This is a genomic window from Pseudochelatococcus contaminans (assembly GCF_014195635.1).
Classification (GTDB): Bacteria; Pseudomonadota; Alphaproteobacteria; order Rhizobiales; family Beijerinckiaceae; genus Pseudochelatococcus; species Pseudochelatococcus contaminans.
The window spans coordinates 269689-286413 of sequence record NZ_JACICC010000002.1; the positions used below are offsets into that span (position 1 = coordinate 269689).

Consider the following 16725-nt stretch of genomic DNA (forward strand, 5'->3'; position numbering starts at 1 on the left):
GCATTCCTGCAACAAAGTATTGCAGGTGGCTGGATAAGCCTTATGTTCGGATGAAACTGCCACGTATCGGTGTTCTCCGGGAGACGCGATATCCGGGCAGGATACCCGGGATGGAATTGCCCGCAAAAATCGTTTATTGATTCGCAGCCTCGATGATTGAAAAGGTTGGACCATGAAGCAATCCGCAATCCGCCGCGCAACGATGGGTGCTGTCGCAGCCGCGCTGCTCTCGTCGATTCCGCTTTTCGGCGCGATGCCCGTTGCTCATGCGCAGGAAGGCGTCTGCGCGCGCATCACCACCTTCCTCGAAGACCGCAAGGCGCTGGTCACGCGGATCAACAAGATGGGCAAGCGCCCCGATCCCCGCAATGCCTGCACCTTGTTCCGCAATCTCGTGTCGAACGGCAACGCAGCCATCAAGTGGCTGGAAACCAACAAGGACTGGTGCCAGATTCCTGACCAGTTCATCAGCGGCCTCAAGGCCGACAATGCCAAGGCCGACGAGATTCGCGGACAGGCCTGCCGCGCTGCGACCCAGCAGGCGGCAATGGAAAAGCGCGCCCGCGAAAACGCGCAGAACCGCCCGCAGATGCTCGGCGGCAGCGATGGCGATCCCGTGACCGGCCGTATCCCGATTCCCCAGGGTGCGCTCTGAACCGCTCAGGCAGTTTGCGTTCAAGCCAATCGATCCGGTTGAACGCAAACTGCGTTGGAGCATGGAATCCGCAAAGCGCAGGGCACCGCGCTTGCGGATGATCGGGCCGTACGCGGCCATCCTGTGATATGCCGGTTGCGGATGACCGAATCGTGAGCCGCAGACATGACCGACCCCACAGGCATTGACCGCCCGCTTCCCGACGCCATACCCGGCAACTGGCTGGACACCTACGCCCCGCGTGCATGGCGTCCTTATCTCAGGCTGGCCCGTCTGGAACGACCCATTGGCTTCTGGCTGCTGCTGCTGCCCTGCTGGTGGTCGGCTGCCTTGGCCGCCGGTGCTGCGGGCCAATATCCCAACGTCTGGCACCTGCTGCTGTTCTTCATCGGGGCGGTGGCGATGCGCGGCGCGGGTACGGCCTATAACGACATCGTCGACCGCGACCTCGATGCGCAGGTCGCCCGCACCCGTCACCGCCCGCTGCCGGCAGGACAGGTGACGGCCCGGCAGGCCGCCGTATTCCTGCTGGCGCTATGTCTGCTCGGCCTGCTGGTGCTGCTGCAATTCAACCGCGAAACGATCTGGCTCGGGTTCGGATCGCTGGCCATCGTCGCTGCTTATCCGTTCATGAAGCGCATCACCTCCATGCCACAGCTGGTGCTGGGGTTTGCCTTCGCGTGGGGCGGGCTGATGGGCTGGTCGGCCGTCTTCGGCCAGGTCGATGCCCCGGCTTATCTCCTCTACGCCGCCGCCGTGATCTGGACCGTGGGATACGATACGATTTACGCCCTTCAGGATATCGAGGATGATTCCGTCGTCGGCATCAAATCCTCGGCGCGGCTGTTCGGTTCGCGGGTGCGCGCGGGTGTCGGCGGCTGCTATGCTATCGCGGTGCTGCTGCTGGCCGGTGCTCTGGCGACGGCGCACGCGGGAATCACCGGGTGGCTGGGCGGCGCGGTATTCGCTGCACATCTGGCGTGGCAGGTCAAATCCATCGATCCCGGCAATGGGCAACTGGCGCTGACGCTGTTCAAATCCAACCGCGACGCAGGTCTGCTGCTGTTCGCCGGCCTCGTCGTGGATGCCGTGCTGCGCGCAAGCTAATCGAACGCGCGCTGCGTTATTTTTCAAGCGGATTATTTCGCAAGTGGATTACTTCCCAAGCGGATTGCCCCGTGTCCAGGCCTCGCCCAGCGCGGCGGGCAACGCGCCGCCCTGGCCGAAAATTGCCAGTACCAGCAGCACTGCCGCGAAAGGCAGCATCTGCACCACGTCCGTTGGAGCATCGATCCCGGCGACCTGCAAGGCGGTCGTTGCAGACAGGCAAGCGCCGAATAGCAGCGCGCCGCACAGCACCATCAGCGGCCGCCCACGCGCCAACATGGCCAGCACGATGGCGATGAACCCCGCGCCATTGGTCATGAAGGGCACGAAAATCCCTGCGCCGACAATGACCATGAACGCCCCGCCCAGACCAGCGCCAGCCCCTGCCGCCAGCACGGCAGCGACACGCGTGCGCACCACGCTGCCGCCCGCTGCATCCAGCGCGGAAGGATGCTCCCCCGCGGCACGCAGCGACAATCCGAAGCCCGTGCGCCGGTCGATCCACACCATCACGGCGACCAGCGCCACCGCCGCGTAGACGACGGGCGAGCGGTCGAACAGGGCTGGCCCGACGACGGGCAGGTGCGACAACCCCGGCAGCGCCCATGACGGAGCAGGCGGCAGACGCGGATAGGTGGTGGCAAAGGCCAGATGGTGCAGAATCGCTGTCGCGCCCTCGACCCCCAGCAGCAGCGCGATACCGATAACGATCTGGTTGAGGCCAAGGCACACCGCGAGCAGCGCCATGAGCGCCGCAATTCCCATGCCGGCGACCATGCCGGCCGCAAAGCCCCACCATGGATCGCCAGTGCCGAGCGCCGCAACGAAAGCGGCGTAGGCGCCCGCAAGCATCATGCCTTCAAGACCGATGTTGAGCACACCGGATTTTTGCGACATCTGCTCCCCGAGCCCCGCCAGCAGCAAAGGCACACCGGCGGTGACGGCACCGGCCAGAAGAGCCGTGGCAAAAGCCGTTGTCATCAGCTCCATCATGCCGTTGCCGCCTTCGTCGCGCGCCGGCGCCGGTCAAGCGCTTCGCCCACTGCAAGCCCGATCAACAGGATTGCGACCGTTACCAGCGTGACGTAGTTGGGCACGCCAAGCCGCCGCGCCGCGCTCTCGCCCCCCACCGACAGAACGGAAAACAGGAAGACGAAGACGATGGCCGCGAACCCGTTGAAGCGGGCCAGAAACACCAGCGGCACCACCATAAGGCCATAAGCCGGGTTCCACCCTGCCCTGACATTGCCCTGTATGCCGAGAACATCGACGGCGCCGGCCAGCCCCGCAAGTCCCGCGGAGAGGCCGAAAACCACCATGGTAAGGCGCGGCACATCGAGACCCGCGTGGACAGCGGCGCGGGCATTCGCCCCGACGATGCGCAACCGCAGGCCGAAGGCCGTGCGCGTCATCACCCCATGCACCAGCAGCACCGCCAGCAGCCCCACCAGCACGCCCGACGACACCGCGCCGCCCAAAAGACCATCGCCGATTCGCGGCAGGCGATCGGCAACCGGCAGCGTCACCGTTTGCGGCACGGTGGTACCGGGGTCTTGAAACACGAACTTGATGAGCACGTTCGCCAGCGACAGGCCAAGGAACGACATCATCAGCGAAGACACAACCTCGTTGACACCGCGACGGGCGCGCAGCCATGCGGGCAACAAGGACCACACCGCGCCCGTGACGGCAGCGGCCGCGAAACACACAAGCCACGCCAGCCAGTGCGGCATCATGCCGGCCAGTGCGGGCGCGATGGCGGCGGCGATAACCGCACCGAGCAGATATTGCCCATCGCCACCGAGATTCCAGATGCCGGCGCGGAACGCGAGAATAAGGCTTGCCGCCACCAATAGCAGCGGGGCCATGCGCGTGATGGCTGCCTGCAACCCGGAGGGGGAAAGCAATCCCCGCTGCACCACCAGCCCGAAATACGCCAGCGGATCGACGCCCATAAGGGCGAGCATGCATGCCGTCAGCCCGAGAGCCAGCAGCAAGGGCGCGGCCACCAGGCGGATGAAGCGACCAGTCATGACGCTTCCCCGAAGGACCGATCCTGAAGTCCGCCCGCGCTCAAATCCTCACTCCGGCTGATGGCGCGCCCCACTGCCGCGTGAGCGCCCTCGCCGCCAGGAATACGCGCCACGATACGCCCGCCCGCCATCACGACAATCTGTTGAGACAACGCAACGATTTCATCGAGGTCGGTCGAGATCAGCACAACGGCAAGGCCCGCAGCGGCAGCAGCGCGGATGCGGGCGTGGCAGGCCGCCGCGCTGCGCACGTCCAGCCCGTGCGTGGGTTTGGCGAAGACGATGGCCCGCGCAGCACCGTCCAGTTCGCGGGCGAGCATCACCTTTTGCAGATTTCCCCCGGACAGATGCCCCGCAAGTGTGCGCGGCCCTTGCGCACGGATGTCGAACGCCTCAATGGCCTGCCGCGCGTGGGCATCCACAGCAGCCAGCTTCTCCATGCCGCCGCGCCAGAACGGCGCATCGCCAATGCGTTTGATCAGCAGGTTAAGGCCGATGGAGAGCGCACTAACCGTTCCCTCGCCATGCCGGTCATCGCTGGCATATCGCAACCCGCGTTTGTAGCGCGCGGCGACACCAAGACCCCGCACGGACGCGCCGCAGAGCAGAATATCACCCGCGTCGAACGGGCGTTGACCGGCCAATGCCTCGGCAAGCTCGCGCTGGCCGTTGCCGTCGATGCCGGCGATGCCAACGATCTCACCGGCGCGCACGGTGAGCGTGACGTCACGGAGCGGGGGATCGGCATCCGCAATCGAAAGCCTTTGCACCTCCAGCACCGGCGCGGCGGAAGCTGCTGGCAAGCTGGCCGCAATTGTCGGTGCTTGCGCCAAACCACCCGAGAACATCATGCCGAGCAGGGTATCGCGCGCTGTGTCGCGAGTCATGTCCGCGCCGGGGCGCAGTTCTCCCGCCTTGCGCCCACCCCGCAGGACGGTGATACGATCGCCGCAATCGAGCGCCTCGTCCAGCCGGTGCGTGACGAAGACAATGCCCAATGGCCGCGCGGCGTCATCCGCTAGACGGCGCATCAACCGCACCAGATCGGCGGCAGCTTCCGGCGTCAGCATGGACGTGGGTTCGTCCAGTACCAGCAGGCGGCTGTCGCGCATCAGCGCCCGCACGATCTGCGCCCGCTGCCGCTCGCCAAGCGACAGCGCCCCGGCCCGTGCGAAGGGATCGAGCCTCCCTGTCCCACCGATCCGCGCATCAGCCTCGCGCATGCGCTGCGCGATGCGGGCACGCTGCGGCGTTTGCCACCACGGGCCGCCCAGCGCGATGTTATCGACAAGGCTTAACGAGGGAACGAGTTGCGCGTGCTGGAACACGACGCCGATGCCGCTGTCCATCGCGTCACGCGGGGAAGCGATGCGGCGCTCTGTGCCATCAAGAAGGATGCGGCCACCATCCGGCTGCTGCACACCGGCAAGGATGGCGGCGAGCGTCGATTTGCCCGCGCCATTTTCCCCGAGCAGAACATGAACCTCACCGGCGCGGAAATCGACATCAACATCGTCGAGCGCCCGCACGGCACCGTATGACTTACGGATGCCCGCCAGCGACACGAGCGGCGTGGCATCCGCATAGACAGGATGCGTCACGGCGCGCGTGTCGCGCTCGTCACGAGAGCGTGGACGCCAGCAGCGTCAAAGACGGGCGTGAGCGTGATTTTGCCATCGATGATATCCTGACGGATACCCTCGATGTGCCGCCATGCATCCTCGGGGATATGCGGCGTTTTCAGCAGCGAAACCGAATCGTCGCGTAGGGCGATGCCGTAATTGCGCTCTCCGAAGGTGCCCGCTTTCACATCCGCGATGATGGCGGAGAATACCGGCTCAAGGTTCCAGATGACGGACGACAGCAGATGACCTTTGTCGATAGGCGTCTTGTCGCCGATGACATCGATGAACCACACCTTGCCGCCATCCACGGCTGGTGTTGCCTCCACGGCAGCGAGCATGCCGAAGCTCGACCCGTTGCCCTGCCCGAAAATAATATCCGCCCCGGCGGCGATCACGGTTTCCGTCACCCGCCGCGCACCGGCAGCGTCGCTATAGGCGGCAGGGCCGATCACCGCATAACGAATGACGATATCGGGCTTTTCCGCCCGTGCACCCTGTGCGAACGCCGCTGACTGAGAGTTCCAGCCGGGCGGCTCACCGGATGTGACGATGCCGAGCGTGCCGGTGCGGCTGAGGCGGCCCGCAAGACGCCCAGCCAGATAAGCCCCCTCATGCCCGCTGGCGGTATAATCCGCGACCTTTCCCGGTTCGCGCGCTTGCGGCCGATCCGTGATGGCGACGGGCACGCCCAGCTCCGCCCCGATCTCGGGTGCGGCGGTGTTGTAGCCGCTGGCATGCGCGATCAGCAAGCCGGCTCCGTCCTCTGCCAGTTCGCGCAGCACCGGCCGCACGTCGTCGTAGCCGAGGTTCTCCGCCACCAGCACCTTGACGCCCGCCTTGTCCGCCGCCGCACGCGCCGCAGCAACGCCTTGCTGGTTCCAGCCGAAATCCGTCGCAGCCTCCGGCGCGAGAATGGCAATCGTACTCAGCTCATCCGCCTTGGCAGGCGCAGCATGGACGAGGCAGGCCGCCACCACCAGCATGGCGAGTTTCGCGCCCGCCCATGGCATCGCCGAGCCAAGAAACTCCGAACCAAGATTTGCCCAGCCAAAATTTGCCGATGCCAAGCGGCGAAACGCCCGCGGCGCGCGGCGCCGTGATGATGCGTCGATGGTGAACCCGTTGCGCATGCCCACTCCCCTCTTTTGCCGGCCGATCATGCACGCTCGTTCCGGCACGGTTATTTTTCGTATTAATGACTGTCCGAGGGAAGAAATCCAGATACATCAGCGATAAATATTGCCGTCATATACCTCATGTGCGATTCACCGGCTGAGCAATTGCCTTCCGGATGCGCCACGCCGCGCCTGGTGCCGTATTCCTGCCGCTGTTGACGTGCAAAGGCGGTTCGGGATGCTAGAGCCTTTCGGCATTTCGTTGAAACGCCGAAAGGCTCTATCTTTTTGGTTTGACGCGTTTTCTTCACACAAAGCGGTATCCACTTTGCTTGAAAACGCTTTAGGGCGACATAGACCGCGATCCGTCGCGGAAAACGGGATGATCGACAACTGATGCCGCAGCGCCACGCCACGCCCAGCCACCGCTCCGCCGCCGGCCCTCGACTGGCCGCCATGGGAATGCTGGCGCTGGCTGCCATCGGGATATCCCATGAGGCGGCAGCGCATCCGCATGTCTGGGTGACGTCGCGGTCGCAGTTCGTGTTCGACGGCGATAACGTCGCCGCCATCCGGCATAGCTGGACCTTCGATCCCGCCTATTCGCAATATGCCACGCAGGGCCTCGACATCAACGGCGACGGCAAGCTCGACGGGACCGAACTCGCGGACCTTGCCGCCGCGAATGTCGAGGGGCTGTACGAGTTTGATTTCTTCACCAAGGTCAAGGCGAACGGCAAGCCTGTCACGCTCTCCAAAGCCACGGACTCCGCCATGACATTCAAGGATGGTGCGGTGGTGCTTGATTTCACCTTGCCCATCGAGCCGCCCGTGCCGGCGGACAAGGCGCTGGCTGTGGAAATCTATGACCCGACCTATTTCGTGTCGTTCCTGTTCGCGTCTGAAGCGGATGCCGCCACGGTCAGCGGGCGGGAGAACGCGTGTGCCATCACCATCAAGCGGCCGGAACAGAAGGTTTTCGACGATGAAGAACTATCGGAAGCGTTTTTCAACGCCTTGACGTCCGCCTCCAACTTCAGTCAGGATTTCGCCACGCGTGCCATTGTCGCTTGCCCATGACCAGTGGCGGCTCATGACAACACCGTTCCTGAGAGCGCACGATGGTCTGACAGAGTTAGAACAAGCACTCCAGATTCTCTATTTACCGCAACTTGCGTTGAATTGGATGGTTCGACTTGAATGCAAACGGCTTTAGATGACAGCGACATGAGCGATACGACGATTCCCGCCTCCACGTCCCGTCCTACGCTGAAGAGCAACCTGATCCGCGCAAGCATTGCCCTGCTGGCGCTGGCGCTCGTCGCAGGACTGGTCGTGCTGACGGCGCATATCGGCGGTGGAGAGACACAGCCTACGCCAAGGCATCCCTTCGCGACCGGCGTCACCGAGGCCGCGCCATCCACAACGGGTATCGGCGGTGCCATTCTCGCCATTCAGTCCGGATTCTACGCCCGCATGATCGCGGCGCTGCAAGGGCTGGCGAACAATGCCGCCGCCTTCTGGACGCTGGTTGCCCTCAGCTTCGCTTACGGCATTTTCCACGCGGCCGGGCCGGGACACGGCAAGGCGGTGATCTCGGGTTATCTGGTGGCCGACAGCCGGCGCTCCATCGGGCGCGGACTGGGGCTGGCGCTCGCGTCGTCGCTATTGCAGGCAGTCGTGGCCATCGCCATCGTCGGTGTCGCCATGGCGGCCCTGAATGCCACCGCAGCAACCGTGAACGCCACGGCGCGGATCATCGAGCAGGTGAGTTTTCTGCTCGTGGCACTCGTTGGCCTGATGGTGCTATGGCGCAAGGCGGGTCGGCTGGCTTTCCTGATTCAGCAACCGGCAGCGCCCCGGATCTCCGCACCTGTGCCTGTATCTGCACCAGCACCCACGCCGGAAGCCGCTCCCAGAACAGCCGTGAGCGGGCTGTCCTTCAAACCTGCGGGCACCGTATCGTCGGGACGCTTTCGCGCTGAGGCTGTTGAGGCGGATGCCGTGCCGGAAGCATGCGACGATGTCTCGTGCCGGGCTGGCGGCCTGTGTACACATGTGCATCTCCTGACGCCTGCCGAGCTGAAGCGGCTCGACAGCCCGCGCGACATGGCCATGGTGGCGCTTTCAGCCGGACTGCGGCCCTGCTCCGGCGCCATGATCGTGCTGGTTTTCGCCTTCGCGCAGGGCATGCCGGCAGCCGGCATCGCCGCTGCCTTCGCCATGGCCGCAGGCACTTTCATCACCGTGGGCGCATTGGCGAGTCTTGCTGTTTTCGCCAAGCGGGTGGCCACGGGCATTGCCCGCCCCGGCGGCAGAACGGGCGTGCGAGCCATCGCCGTGCTGGAAGTCCTGGCCGGCGCGGTCGTCGCCGTGATAGGCGCAATCCTGATGCTCGGCTGAGCCCGCCCGAGTGTCGGGATGACGAAGAAGCTGGCGACAACGGGGCGGTTATCGCTTTCCTCCAAGAACAATTCCATGTAGCGTGAGATCCTGTTTCGGGACAAAAGCCGAAGCAGGGCGGGAATCCAGTGCGCTCATCGCAGGTGCGGGGAACAGGAGAGATGATGAAAGTTGCGCTCGAAACAGGGCAAATCTGCCGCTGTTGACGGTTGGCAGACCGTTACGCGATTTTGTCTCCTTCTGAATTTTCAGGAACTCGACCATGATTTCGGAGCCCCTCTCCACCGTTCACGACCCCCGCGCGGATATCGACCTGTCACCGCGCAATCTGGTCTGGATGCGCGTGCGCAGGGAAGCCAGCGCCATCGTTGACCGCGAACCCTATCTCGGCGGCGCAATCGCCGGATCCGTTCTCAACCATGACAGCCTCGAATCGGTTTTGGCCTTCAAGCTTGGGCAGCGCCTTGGCCACCCCACCCTGCCCGGCGAACTGATCTCGCAGGGGCTGATGGCCGCTTTCGATAGCGAGCCGGAGTTGAAGTCCATCGTTCAGGCGGATCTGCTCGCCGTGGCCGACCGTGACCCCGCCTGCCAGCGCATCATCGAGCCAGTGCTTTACTTCAAGGGCTTTCACGCGCTCGTTGCCCACAGGCTGGCGCACTGGCTGTGGCAGGAAGGCCGCAAGGACTTCGCCCTGCACATCCAGAGCCGCTCGTCGGAAGTGTTCCAGACGGACATCAACCCCGCGGCCCGGTTCGGGCGCGGCATCTTTCTCGATCACGCTACCGGCTTCGTCGTCGGCGCGACGGCGGTGGTGGACGATAACGTGTCATTTCTTCAGGAAGTGACGCTCGGCGGCACCGGCAAGGAAAGCGGAGATCGTCATCCGAAAATCCGCAGTGGCGTGCTCGTTGGGGCGGGAGCCAAGATTCTCGGCAACATCGAAGTCGGCCCATGCGCGCGAATCGCTGCCGGTTCCGTGGTGCTGCACCGCGTTCCACCCAATACAACCGTTGCCGGAGTCCCCGCAAAACCTATAGGAAAAGCCGATTCCATAGAGCCGGCCCGCTCCATGGATCAGATCCTTGGAGATTTCCCGGACGAGTAACACAACCGAGAGTTGCTCTTGTCAGCGACTTGCCGCAGGTCTCGTCACCCTTTATCAAACCCTTGTCTCCTCCGTTTGCCACGGCGAATCCGTGGCATGTCGGCGGTAGCCGCTTTTCCCCTCACACAAACATAACCAGAGCAGAGATTCCGTCATCATGGACAAAAAAGAACTTGCCAAAATCGAACAATTCCTGCGTCAAACCTTCGCAAATCACGCCATTCGTGTCGTCGGTCGCCCCAAGAAAACCGACTCCGCCGAAGTTTATATCAGCGATGAATTCATTGGCGTTCTGTTCGTCGACGACGAAGACGGAGACAAATCTTACAGCTTCCAGATGGCTATCCTTGATACCGATCTGGAAGAGGATGCATAAAACTTAGGATATATCCCGGAATCGTGAAAAAATATCATAGGGTGGTCAAAGGCATGCTGAGCGACATCATTGTCTCACCCTATGGTTGTGATGCATTTTAAGCACGCTTCAATGTCATTTTTGCCATTTCGAGCGCCAGTATTGATGCAAATCAACGGTGTGAGTATTTAACCACATCCCTATCAATAGATGTGGTCTCCTATGTCAGATTTTACAATTCAGGCGTTCATCCTGGGCTTTTCGTTCGCAGGGCTGATCTGTAACAGCTTCGAATTTCTGACCGGCCGTCCAGCCAATTTCGGCCTGATGTTCGCACGCGGCAAGGCATTGCTACTATGCCTTCCCCTGCTGCTGTTTTCCGCTCCCTACATTCTGGCGAGAAACGTCTTTCGTGCCGCCGGCGTCTACGGCCTGGGCCGCAACGCGCTGATTGGCGCGCTGGTGATGTCCGTGCTGTGGAGCATCATGTGCGGCCGTGTGGTGATGATGGTCGTGACGAGTGCATGATCCGCAGAGCGTTTGTCCTTCAGATGGGGCACCTGAATGACAAACGCTCTGCGTCGCAAGCACAACATCACCTTGGCAAATCGCCGCCGCAAATCATCGTTGACGATGTCGGTGCATACGGCCACAGTGCCGGAGCGTCAGGGTTGATATTACAATCCCGGAGGGAAAGATGCCGATATACAGGCTTGGAGAAGCCGCTCCAGTCTTGCCTGCCGATGGCCGGTTCTGGGTGGCGCCGACGGCTTCGGTCATCGGCAATGTCATTCTGGGCGAGGATGTCGGCATCTGGTTCGGGGCGGTGCTGCGGGGCGATAACGAGCCCATGCGCATAGGGGCCGGTACCAATATCCAGGATAATGCCGCCCTCCATTCCGACACAGGCAAGCCACTGACAATCGGCGCGGGCTGCACCATCGGGCACAGTGCGATCGTGCATGGCTGCACGATTGGCGATAACTCCCTGGTCGGCATGGGCGCGACGATCCTCAACGGCGCCCGCATTGGCGCCAACTCTCTCATCGGCGCCAACGCGCTGATCACAGAGGGCAAGGAGTTTCCCGACAACGCGCTCATCGTCGGCGCACCGGCGCGCGCGATCCGGAGTCTGGACGAAGAGGCTATCGCGGGCCTGCGCGCATCCGCCCGGCATTACATCGAAAACTGGAAGCGCTTTGCGGCGGGTCTGACACCCGTTAGGTGAAGCCTCACCTGACGTTCAGCGGCCGCCCGAGTGCTACTTCAACGACCGCCTGAACCGTCCCAGTGAGAACATGAACAGGGCTGTGCCGATCACGGCCAGCGCTGCAAGCTGCTGCCAGACGAGCGTCAGATCCGCCCCTCTGAAGAGCACGCCCTGAGCCAGCGCCACGAAGTGCGTGGTGGGCGCGGCCATCATAACGGTCTGCACGAACTCGGGCATGCTCTCGCGCGGCGTTGTACCGCCGGAGAGGATGTTGAGCGGCAGCAGCGTCATCATCAGCAACAGGCCGAACTGGGGCATGGACCCCGACATCGTGGCGAGAAATATCCCGAGCGAAGTAACGGCGAAAAGATGCAGCGCCACACCGAACAGGAACAGCCCCAGCGAGCCCTGCAACGGCACCTGCATGATGCCCTGTACCAGCACGATGAGCGACAGCGCCGTGGCGACGAACACCACACACCCCATCGACCACACCTTGCCCAGCATGATCTCAAGCGGTGTCACCGGCATCACCAGCAGATGCTCGATGGTGCCGTGTTCCCGCTCCCGGATCAGCGCCGTGCCGGTGAGGATCACGGCCAGCATGGTGACGTTGTTGATGATCTGCACCACGGCCCCGAACCACTGCTTGTTCAGTTCCGGGTTGAACCGCGCGCGCATCGCCAGATCGACCGGCAGGCTGTCGCCGGAACGGTGGCGCGCGACGAACTCGTTCACCTCGCCATTGACGATCGACTGGACATAGCCGCTGCCGGTAAAGGCCTGCGACATCCGGGTGGCGTCGACATTGAGCTGGATGACCGGCTGACGCCCGGCCAACAGATCGCGCTGAAAATTCGGCGGGATATTCAGGGCGAAAGTGTCGAGCCCGGCATCCATGCGCTGATCCATCTCGGCGCGGGTGATGAGCGAGGGCGTCAGGAACAGCGGCGGATAAAACGCCCCGGCGATGCGATCCGACAGCGGCGAGCGATCCTCGTCGATGATGGCGATGGGGGCCTTGTTCAGCGTTTCCGGGATGGCCGTCGCGGCGCTGTAAACCGACATCGAGAATGCATACACGATGAGGATGAGCAGAACCGGGTCGCGGGTGAGGCCGCGCAGTTCCTTGATGCCGAGTTGGATGACGTTGGCTACTCTCATCACGTCGCCTGCTTCTTCAGGAGCAGCGCCCCGAGGCCGATGAGCACGGGGCCCGCGATCAGCAGCGGCACAAAGGCCGCCGACATATCGCTGAAATCCAGCGCCTTCGAGAAAGCGCCGCGCGCGATGGTGATGAAATGCGTCGTGGGATAGATGCTGCCGATGAAACGGCCCGTCCCCTCCAGCGACGAGACAGGCTCCGTCAGCCCCGAAAACTGTGTCGCCGGGATCAGCGTCAGGATGGATGTGCCGAAGATGGCGGCAATCTGGCTGTTGACGAAGGACGAGATGAACAGCCCGAACCCCGTGGCGGCGATGACATAGAGGAAGGCCCCGAGCGTCAGCGCAAACAGCGACCCCTTGACCGGCACACCGAAGATGAACACGGCCAACCCCAGCAGCAGCACGAAGTTCGCCATTGCCAGCACGACATAGGGCAATTGCTTGCCCAGGAGGAATTCGAGCCGCGTCGTCGGAGTGACGTAGAGGTTGACGATGGACCCCAGTTCTTTCTCACGCACCACGCTCAGGGCCGTCAGAATGGCTGGAATCAGGATCAGCAGCAGGGGAATGACCGCCGGCACCATCGCCGGCAGGCTTCTGACATCCGGATTGTAGCGGAAACGCACTTCGACGCTGAAGTTACCGGCAGCGGCGGCGCTGCCGAGCCGAAGTGCAGCCTTTTCCAGCAGCCAGCGCTGGTGCATGCCCTGAATATATCCACGGACCGTCTCGGCACGCATGGGCATCGCACCATCGTACCAGACGCCGATCTCGACGTTGCTACCCCGCGACACATCGCGGCCGAAGCCCGGCGGAATTTCGATGGCCAGCGTGATTTCACCAGCCCGCATCCGCCGATCAAGATCATCGTAATCGGTAATCGGAGGCTTTTCGATGAAGTAGCGCGAGCCGGCGATATCGAGCGTGTAGTTCCGGCTGATCGTCGTCTGGTCGTGATCGAGAACGGCAAATGTCAGATCTTCGACATCCATGCTGATGCCGTAGCCGATGATGCACATCAGAAAGACGCTGCCGGCAAACGCCATCGCCGCGCGCACGGGATCGCGCCACAGTTCCAGCGACTCAAGCCGCGCATAGCTCAACATGCGCCCGAAATCGAACCAGCTCAACGCCGTGTGCCGGGGCTTGTCCCCCGCTTGCCCCATAGGCACGGCGTCCGGCGCGATGGCAGGCTGCGGCTCCGAGTTGCCGTCGCCCGCTCCCGCGTCTTCGAGATAGGCGATGAACGCCTCTTCCAGAGTCTGCGCGCCGCGGGTCTTGACGATGTTGGCGGGTGTATCGCTGATCAGCACCTTGCCGGCATGCATCAGCGAAATACGATCGCAACGCTCGGCCTCGTTCATGAAGTGGGTCGAGACGAAGATCGTCACGTCTTCCTTGCGGGAAAGCGCGATCAACTCGATCCACAGCGCATCGCGCGCCACCGGGTCCACGCCCGATGTCGGCTCGTCGAGGATCAGGATTTCGGGCCGGTGCACCAACGCCACCGCCAGCGACAGCCGCTGCCGGATGCCCAGCGGCAACGCGTCGGGCAGTGCATCCATCAGCTCCGTCAGGTCGAAACGTTCCGCCATCTCGCGGATACGGTCCGGAATCGTATCGGGCGGCAGATCGAACAGGCGGGCATGCAGATCGAGGTTCTGCCGCACGGTCAATTCCGTATAGAGCGAGAACGACTGCGACATGTAACCAACGCGCCGGCGCACAGCCAGATCGTTGGGATCGACCTCGCGCCCAAAGAGGCGGGCCGTGCCCTCGCTGGCCGGCAACAGGCCGGTGAGCATCTTCATCGTGGTGGTCTTGCCGCAGCCGTTGGAGCCGAGAAAGCCGAAAATCTCGCCCTTGGGGATGCGGAAACTGACATTGTCGACGGCGACGAAATCGCCGAAGCGCATCGTCAGCCCCTCGGCCTCGATGGCTGGCTCGCCGTCATCCGGTGGACGGGGCGCAATCTCCACCGCCTTATGATCCCGCCGTTTTTCCTCCGGCAGCACCGCAATGAACGCGTCATCGAGATTGGCCGCGCCCGTGCTTTCCAGCAGCCCCGCGGGGGAGCCCGTCGCCAGCACCTTGCCCGCGTCCATGGCGACGAGCCAGTCGAAGCGCGCCGCCTCTTCCATGTAGGCGGTGGCGACGATGACGCTCATCTTGGGCCGCTCGCGGCGGATGTCGTCGATCAGATCCCAGAACTGGCGCCGCGACAGCGGATCGACGCCCGTGGTGGGCTCATCCAGAATCAGCAGGTCGGGATCGTGAATGAGTGCGCAGCACAGCCCAAGCTTCTGCTTCATGCCGCCGGACAGCTTGCCGGCCGGCCTGTCCCTGAACGAGGACAGCCGCGTGCGGGCCAGCAGATCGTCGATCCGCTCCTCGCGTTCCTTCCGGTCATGGCCGAACAGCCGGCCGAAGAAATCGACGTTCTCGAAGACCGACAGGTTGAAGTAGAGATTCTTGCCAAGCCCCTGCGGCATATAGGCGATTTGCGGACAGACGCTGTTGCGGTGGCGCGCATCCGCGATGTCGCCACCCAACACCATGATGCGCCCGTCCTGCATCACGCGCGCCCCGGCAATCAGCGACAGCAGGCTCGACTTGCCGACGCCATCCGGCCCGATCAGGCCGACCATGATGCCGGGAGGAATATCAAGGTCGATCCCGTCCAGCGCCAACGTCTTGCCATAACGCAGGCTGACTCCGGTGGCCGAAACCACGGGCGCGGATGCGGACTGCCCGCCTGCCACCGGAGCGTTCCCGCTCATTTCCGGCCCGCGTTCGGTTGCAGGTTCTCAGGCCATTCGACGGTGGAATCGGTTCGCACATAGACCACGCCGGGCAGCCCCGTCTTCACGTAGGTAATGTATTCGCGCAGCAGCTCCGGCGGAATGCGCGCGCGGATGCGGAACATCAGCTTTTCCCGCTCCAGCTCCGTCTCGACGGTCTTGGGCGTGAACTGCGCGACATCCGACACAAAGGAGATGTTGGCCGGAATGATCAGCTGCGGCGCGGCATCCAGCACGATACGCGCTTCGTCGCCCACACCGAGCCGGCCGGCACTTTCCGTGGGCAAGAAGAAAGTCATGAAAACGTCGGTGAGGTCGACAAGGTTGAGCACGCGCCCGCCCGCCGCCAGCACCTCACCCGGTTGGGCCACGCGGAACTGCACCCGCCCGTCGCGCGGCGAGGTCAGCACGGTGTCGGCGAGATCGGCGTCGATACGGTCGATGGTTGCGCGCGCTGCATCGACTGCGGCCTCTGCGGCCACGACCTGCGACCGCGCCGCGCCGATGGCGGCTTCGCTCGCGGCAAGCTGCGCCTTCGCCGCCTCCACAGCCGCCGCTGCACCGAGCGCCTCGGCCCGGTTGTCATCGACCACCTGCTGGGACACGTTATCGCGCACGATCAGCTGCATCGAGCGGGCAAGACGTTTGTCGGCGGCGTCCTGCTGCGCCTGGCGCTGGGCCACGACCGCCTTGGCGGATGCCTGCTCGGCCTCGCGTTGCGTCACCTGGCTCCGGGCGGTCTCGACGGCGAACAGCGCCTGCTGCAACTGCGCCTCCGCCTGACGCTTCTCGGCTTGCAGCTGATCGGTGTCCATCTGCGCCAGCTTCTGGCCAGCGGTGATGAAATCGCCCTCGCGCACGAGCACGTCTTTCACCCGGCCCGCGGCCTTGGTGGCGACATCGATCTCGGTCGCCTCAATGCGGCCGTTGCCCGTGGCAATTCCGTCAGGCAGACGGTCGCGCGACAGTTCCTTCCAGGCGTTATAACCGACGATCGCCAGTATCACGGCGGCGGCAAGCACCACCCATTTTCTCGATCCGCTCATGCGCCGCCACCCTGTTTCTATCGCCCCGCGAAGCCGTCATGCAGCCGTGTGCCCGCACGCAAGCCCAGAGCGGGCGGCGCACTGCTTGACCGGGACCATT

The 16725-nt window shown here is 63.5% G+C and carries 16 protein-coding genes; 8 read left to right on the forward strand and 8 right to left on the reverse strand.

The window, feature by feature from the left end; translation table 11 throughout:
* Positions 1-172 precede the first annotated feature (172 nt).
* Entirely contained in the window at positions 173-655 is a 483-nt protein-coding gene (locus tag FHS81_RS05365; protein WP_183751018.1) for a hypothetical protein, read from the forward strand.
* A gap of 165 nt (positions 656-820) precedes the next feature.
* The gene (ubiA, locus tag FHS81_RS05370; RefSeq protein WP_183751019.1) at positions 821-1762 is read left to right on the forward strand and encodes a 4-hydroxybenzoate octaprenyltransferase; all 942 of its coding nucleotides are present in this window, start codon (positions 821-823) and stop codon (positions 1760-1762) included.
* Positions 1763-1810: 48 nt separating this feature from the next.
* On the opposite strand, the gene FHS81_RS05375 is transcribed toward ubiA, so the two are convergent.
* Genes FHS81_RS05375 through FHS81_RS05390 form a run of 4 tightly spaced genes read right to left on the reverse strand, consistent with a single transcriptional unit; the run spans position 1811 to position 6550 of the window.
* Entirely contained in the window at positions 1811-2743 is a 933-nt protein-coding gene (locus tag FHS81_RS05375) for an ABC transporter permease (RefSeq protein WP_246374749.1), read from the reverse strand.
* 8 nt (positions 2744-2751) lie between these two features.
* Positions 2752-3795, reverse strand: a complete 1044-nt coding sequence (locus FHS81_RS05380) for a putative B6 ABC transporter permease subunit 2 (protein ID WP_183751020.1) — start codon at positions 3793-3795, stop codon at positions 2752-2754.
* Positions 3792-5396, reverse strand: coding sequence for an ATP-binding cassette domain-containing protein (locus tag FHS81_RS05385; RefSeq protein ID WP_183751021.1), 1605 nt, complete (start codon positions 5394-5396; stop codon positions 3792-3794). Before FHS81_RS05385 ends, FHS81_RS05380 begins: the two co-directional genes overlap by 4 nt.
* Positions 5393-6550 carry a putative B6 ABC transporter substrate-binding protein gene (locus FHS81_RS05390; RefSeq protein WP_246374751.1) on the reverse strand — a complete coding sequence of 386 codons (1158 nt, stop codon included), beginning with the start codon at positions 6548-6550 and terminating at the stop codon, positions 5393-5395. Before FHS81_RS05390 ends, FHS81_RS05385 begins: the two co-directional genes overlap by 4 nt.
* A 381-nt stretch (positions 6551-6931) precedes the next feature.
* Between FHS81_RS05390 and FHS81_RS05395 the strand changes: the two genes are divergently transcribed.
* Both FHS81_RS05395 and FHS81_RS05400 read left to right on the forward strand, forming a co-directional pair.
* Positions 6932-7615, forward strand: a complete 684-nt coding sequence (locus FHS81_RS05395; protein WP_183751022.1) for a DUF1007 family protein — start codon at positions 6932-6934, stop codon at positions 7613-7615.
* A gap of 147 nt (positions 7616-7762) precedes the next feature.
* Entirely contained in the window at positions 7763-8938 is a 1176-nt protein-coding gene (locus FHS81_RS05400) for a nickel/cobalt transporter (RefSeq protein ID WP_183751023.1), read from the forward strand.
* Between the two features lie 48 nt (positions 8939-8986).
* Here the strand turns inward: FHS81_RS05400 and FHS81_RS05405 are convergent, their stop codons facing one another.
* Positions 8987-9202: a hypothetical protein gene (locus FHS81_RS05405; protein WP_183751024.1), complete on the reverse strand. Its 216-nt coding sequence runs from the start codon at positions 9200-9202 to the stop codon at positions 8987-8989.
* On the opposite strand from FHS81_RS05405, the gene cysE reads away from it, so the two are divergent.
* The 4 genes from cysE to FHS81_RS05425 all read left to right on the forward strand — a co-directional run bounded on the left by cysE (position 9201) and on the right by FHS81_RS05425 (position 11629).
* Complete coding sequence (gene cysE / locus FHS81_RS05410; protein WP_183751025.1) at positions 9201-10046, forward strand: serine O-acetyltransferase; 846 nt, start codon at positions 9201-9203, stop codon at positions 10044-10046. The genes FHS81_RS05405 and cysE overlap by 2 nt on opposite strands.
* A 157-nt stretch (positions 10047-10203) precedes the next feature.
* Positions 10204-10422, forward strand: coding sequence for a DUF3126 family protein (locus tag FHS81_RS05415; protein WP_183751026.1), 219 nt, complete (start codon positions 10204-10206; stop codon positions 10420-10422).
* A 201-nt stretch (positions 10423-10623) separates the two neighbouring features.
* Positions 10624-10929, forward strand: a complete 306-nt coding sequence (locus FHS81_RS05420) for a DUF6949 family protein (protein ID WP_183751027.1) — start codon at positions 10624-10626, stop codon at positions 10927-10929.
* A 169-nt stretch (positions 10930-11098) separates the two neighbouring features.
* On the forward strand, positions 11099-11629 hold the full coding sequence (locus FHS81_RS05425; protein ID WP_183751028.1) for a gamma carbonic anhydrase family protein: 531 nt from the start codon (positions 11099-11101) through the stop codon (positions 11627-11629).
* A gap of 33 nt (positions 11630-11662) precedes the next feature.
* Here FHS81_RS05425 and FHS81_RS05430 read toward each other — a convergent pair whose 3' ends face one another.
* The 3 genes from FHS81_RS05430 to FHS81_RS05440 are packed head-to-tail and all read right to left on the reverse strand — an operon-like array spanning position 11663 to position 16625.
* The gene (locus FHS81_RS05430; protein WP_183751276.1) at positions 11663-12775 is read right to left on the reverse strand and encodes an ABC transporter permease; all 1113 of its coding nucleotides are present in this window, start codon (positions 12773-12775) and stop codon (positions 11663-11665) included.
* Positions 12775-15558 (reverse strand): ribosome-associated ATPase/putative transporter RbbA, encoded by a 2784-nt coding sequence (gene rbbA / locus FHS81_RS05435; protein ID WP_183751029.1) that lies wholly within the window; start codon positions 15556-15558, stop codon positions 12775-12777. Before rbbA ends, FHS81_RS05430 begins: the two co-directional genes overlap by 1 nt.
* The gene (locus tag FHS81_RS05440) at positions 15555-16625 is read right to left on the reverse strand and encodes an HlyD family secretion protein (protein WP_183751030.1); all 1071 of its coding nucleotides are present in this window, start codon (positions 16623-16625) and stop codon (positions 15555-15557) included. Before FHS81_RS05440 ends, rbbA begins: the two co-directional genes overlap by 4 nt.
* Positions 16626-16725: the final 100 nt, after the last annotated feature.

Bases quoted from the DNA above. Each gene is read 5' to 3' on its own strand.
- FHS81_RS05365 (WP_183751018.1), top strand. From the start codon at position 173: ATGAAGCAATCCGCAATCCGCCGCGCAACGATGGGTGCTGTCGCAGCC.
- ubiA (WP_183751019.1), top strand. From the start codon at position 821: ATGACCGACCCCACAGGCATTGACCGCCCGCTTCCCGACGCCATACCC.
- FHS81_RS05375 (WP_246374749.1), bottom strand. From the start codon at position 2,743: ATGACAACGGCTTTTGCCACGGCTCTTCTGGCCGGTGCCGTCACCGCC.
- FHS81_RS05380 (WP_183751020.1), bottom strand. From the start codon at position 3,795: ATGACTGGTCGCTTCATCCGCCTGGTGGCCGCGCCCTTGCTGCTGGCT.
- FHS81_RS05390 (WP_246374751.1), bottom strand. From the start codon at position 6,550: ATGCGCAACGGGTTCACCATCGACGCATCATCACGGCGCCGCGCGCCG.
- FHS81_RS05395 (WP_183751022.1), top strand. From the start codon at position 6,932: ATGCCGCAGCGCCACGCCACGCCCAGCCACCGCTCCGCCGCCGGCCCT.
- FHS81_RS05400 (WP_183751023.1), top strand. From the start codon at position 7,763: ATGAGCGATACGACGATTCCCGCCTCCACGTCCCGTCCTACGCTGAAG.
- cysE (WP_183751025.1), top strand. From the start codon at position 9,201: ATGATTTCGGAGCCCCTCTCCACCGTTCACGACCCCCGCGCGGATATC.
- FHS81_RS05405 (WP_183751024.1), bottom strand. From the start codon at position 9,202: ATGGTCGAGTTCCTGAAAATTCAGAAGGAGACAAAATCGCGTAACGGT.
- FHS81_RS05415 (WP_183751026.1), top strand. From the start codon at position 10,204: ATGGACAAAAAAGAACTTGCCAAAATCGAACAATTCCTGCGTCAAACC.
- FHS81_RS05420 (WP_183751027.1), top strand. From the start codon at position 10,624: ATGTCAGATTTTACAATTCAGGCGTTCATCCTGGGCTTTTCGTTCGCA.
- FHS81_RS05425 (WP_183751028.1), top strand. From the start codon at position 11,099: ATGCCGATATACAGGCTTGGAGAAGCCGCTCCAGTCTTGCCTGCCGAT.
- FHS81_RS05430 (WP_183751276.1), bottom strand. From the start codon at position 12,775: ATGAGAGTAGCCAACGTCATCCAACTCGGCATCAAGGAACTGCGCGGC.
- rbbA (WP_183751029.1), bottom strand. From the start codon at position 15,558: ATGAGCGGGAACGCTCCGGTGGCAGGCGGGCAGTCCGCATCCGCGCCC.
- FHS81_RS05440 (WP_183751030.1), bottom strand. From the start codon at position 16,625: ATGAGCGGATCGAGAAAATGGGTGGTGCTTGCCGCCGCCGTGATACTG.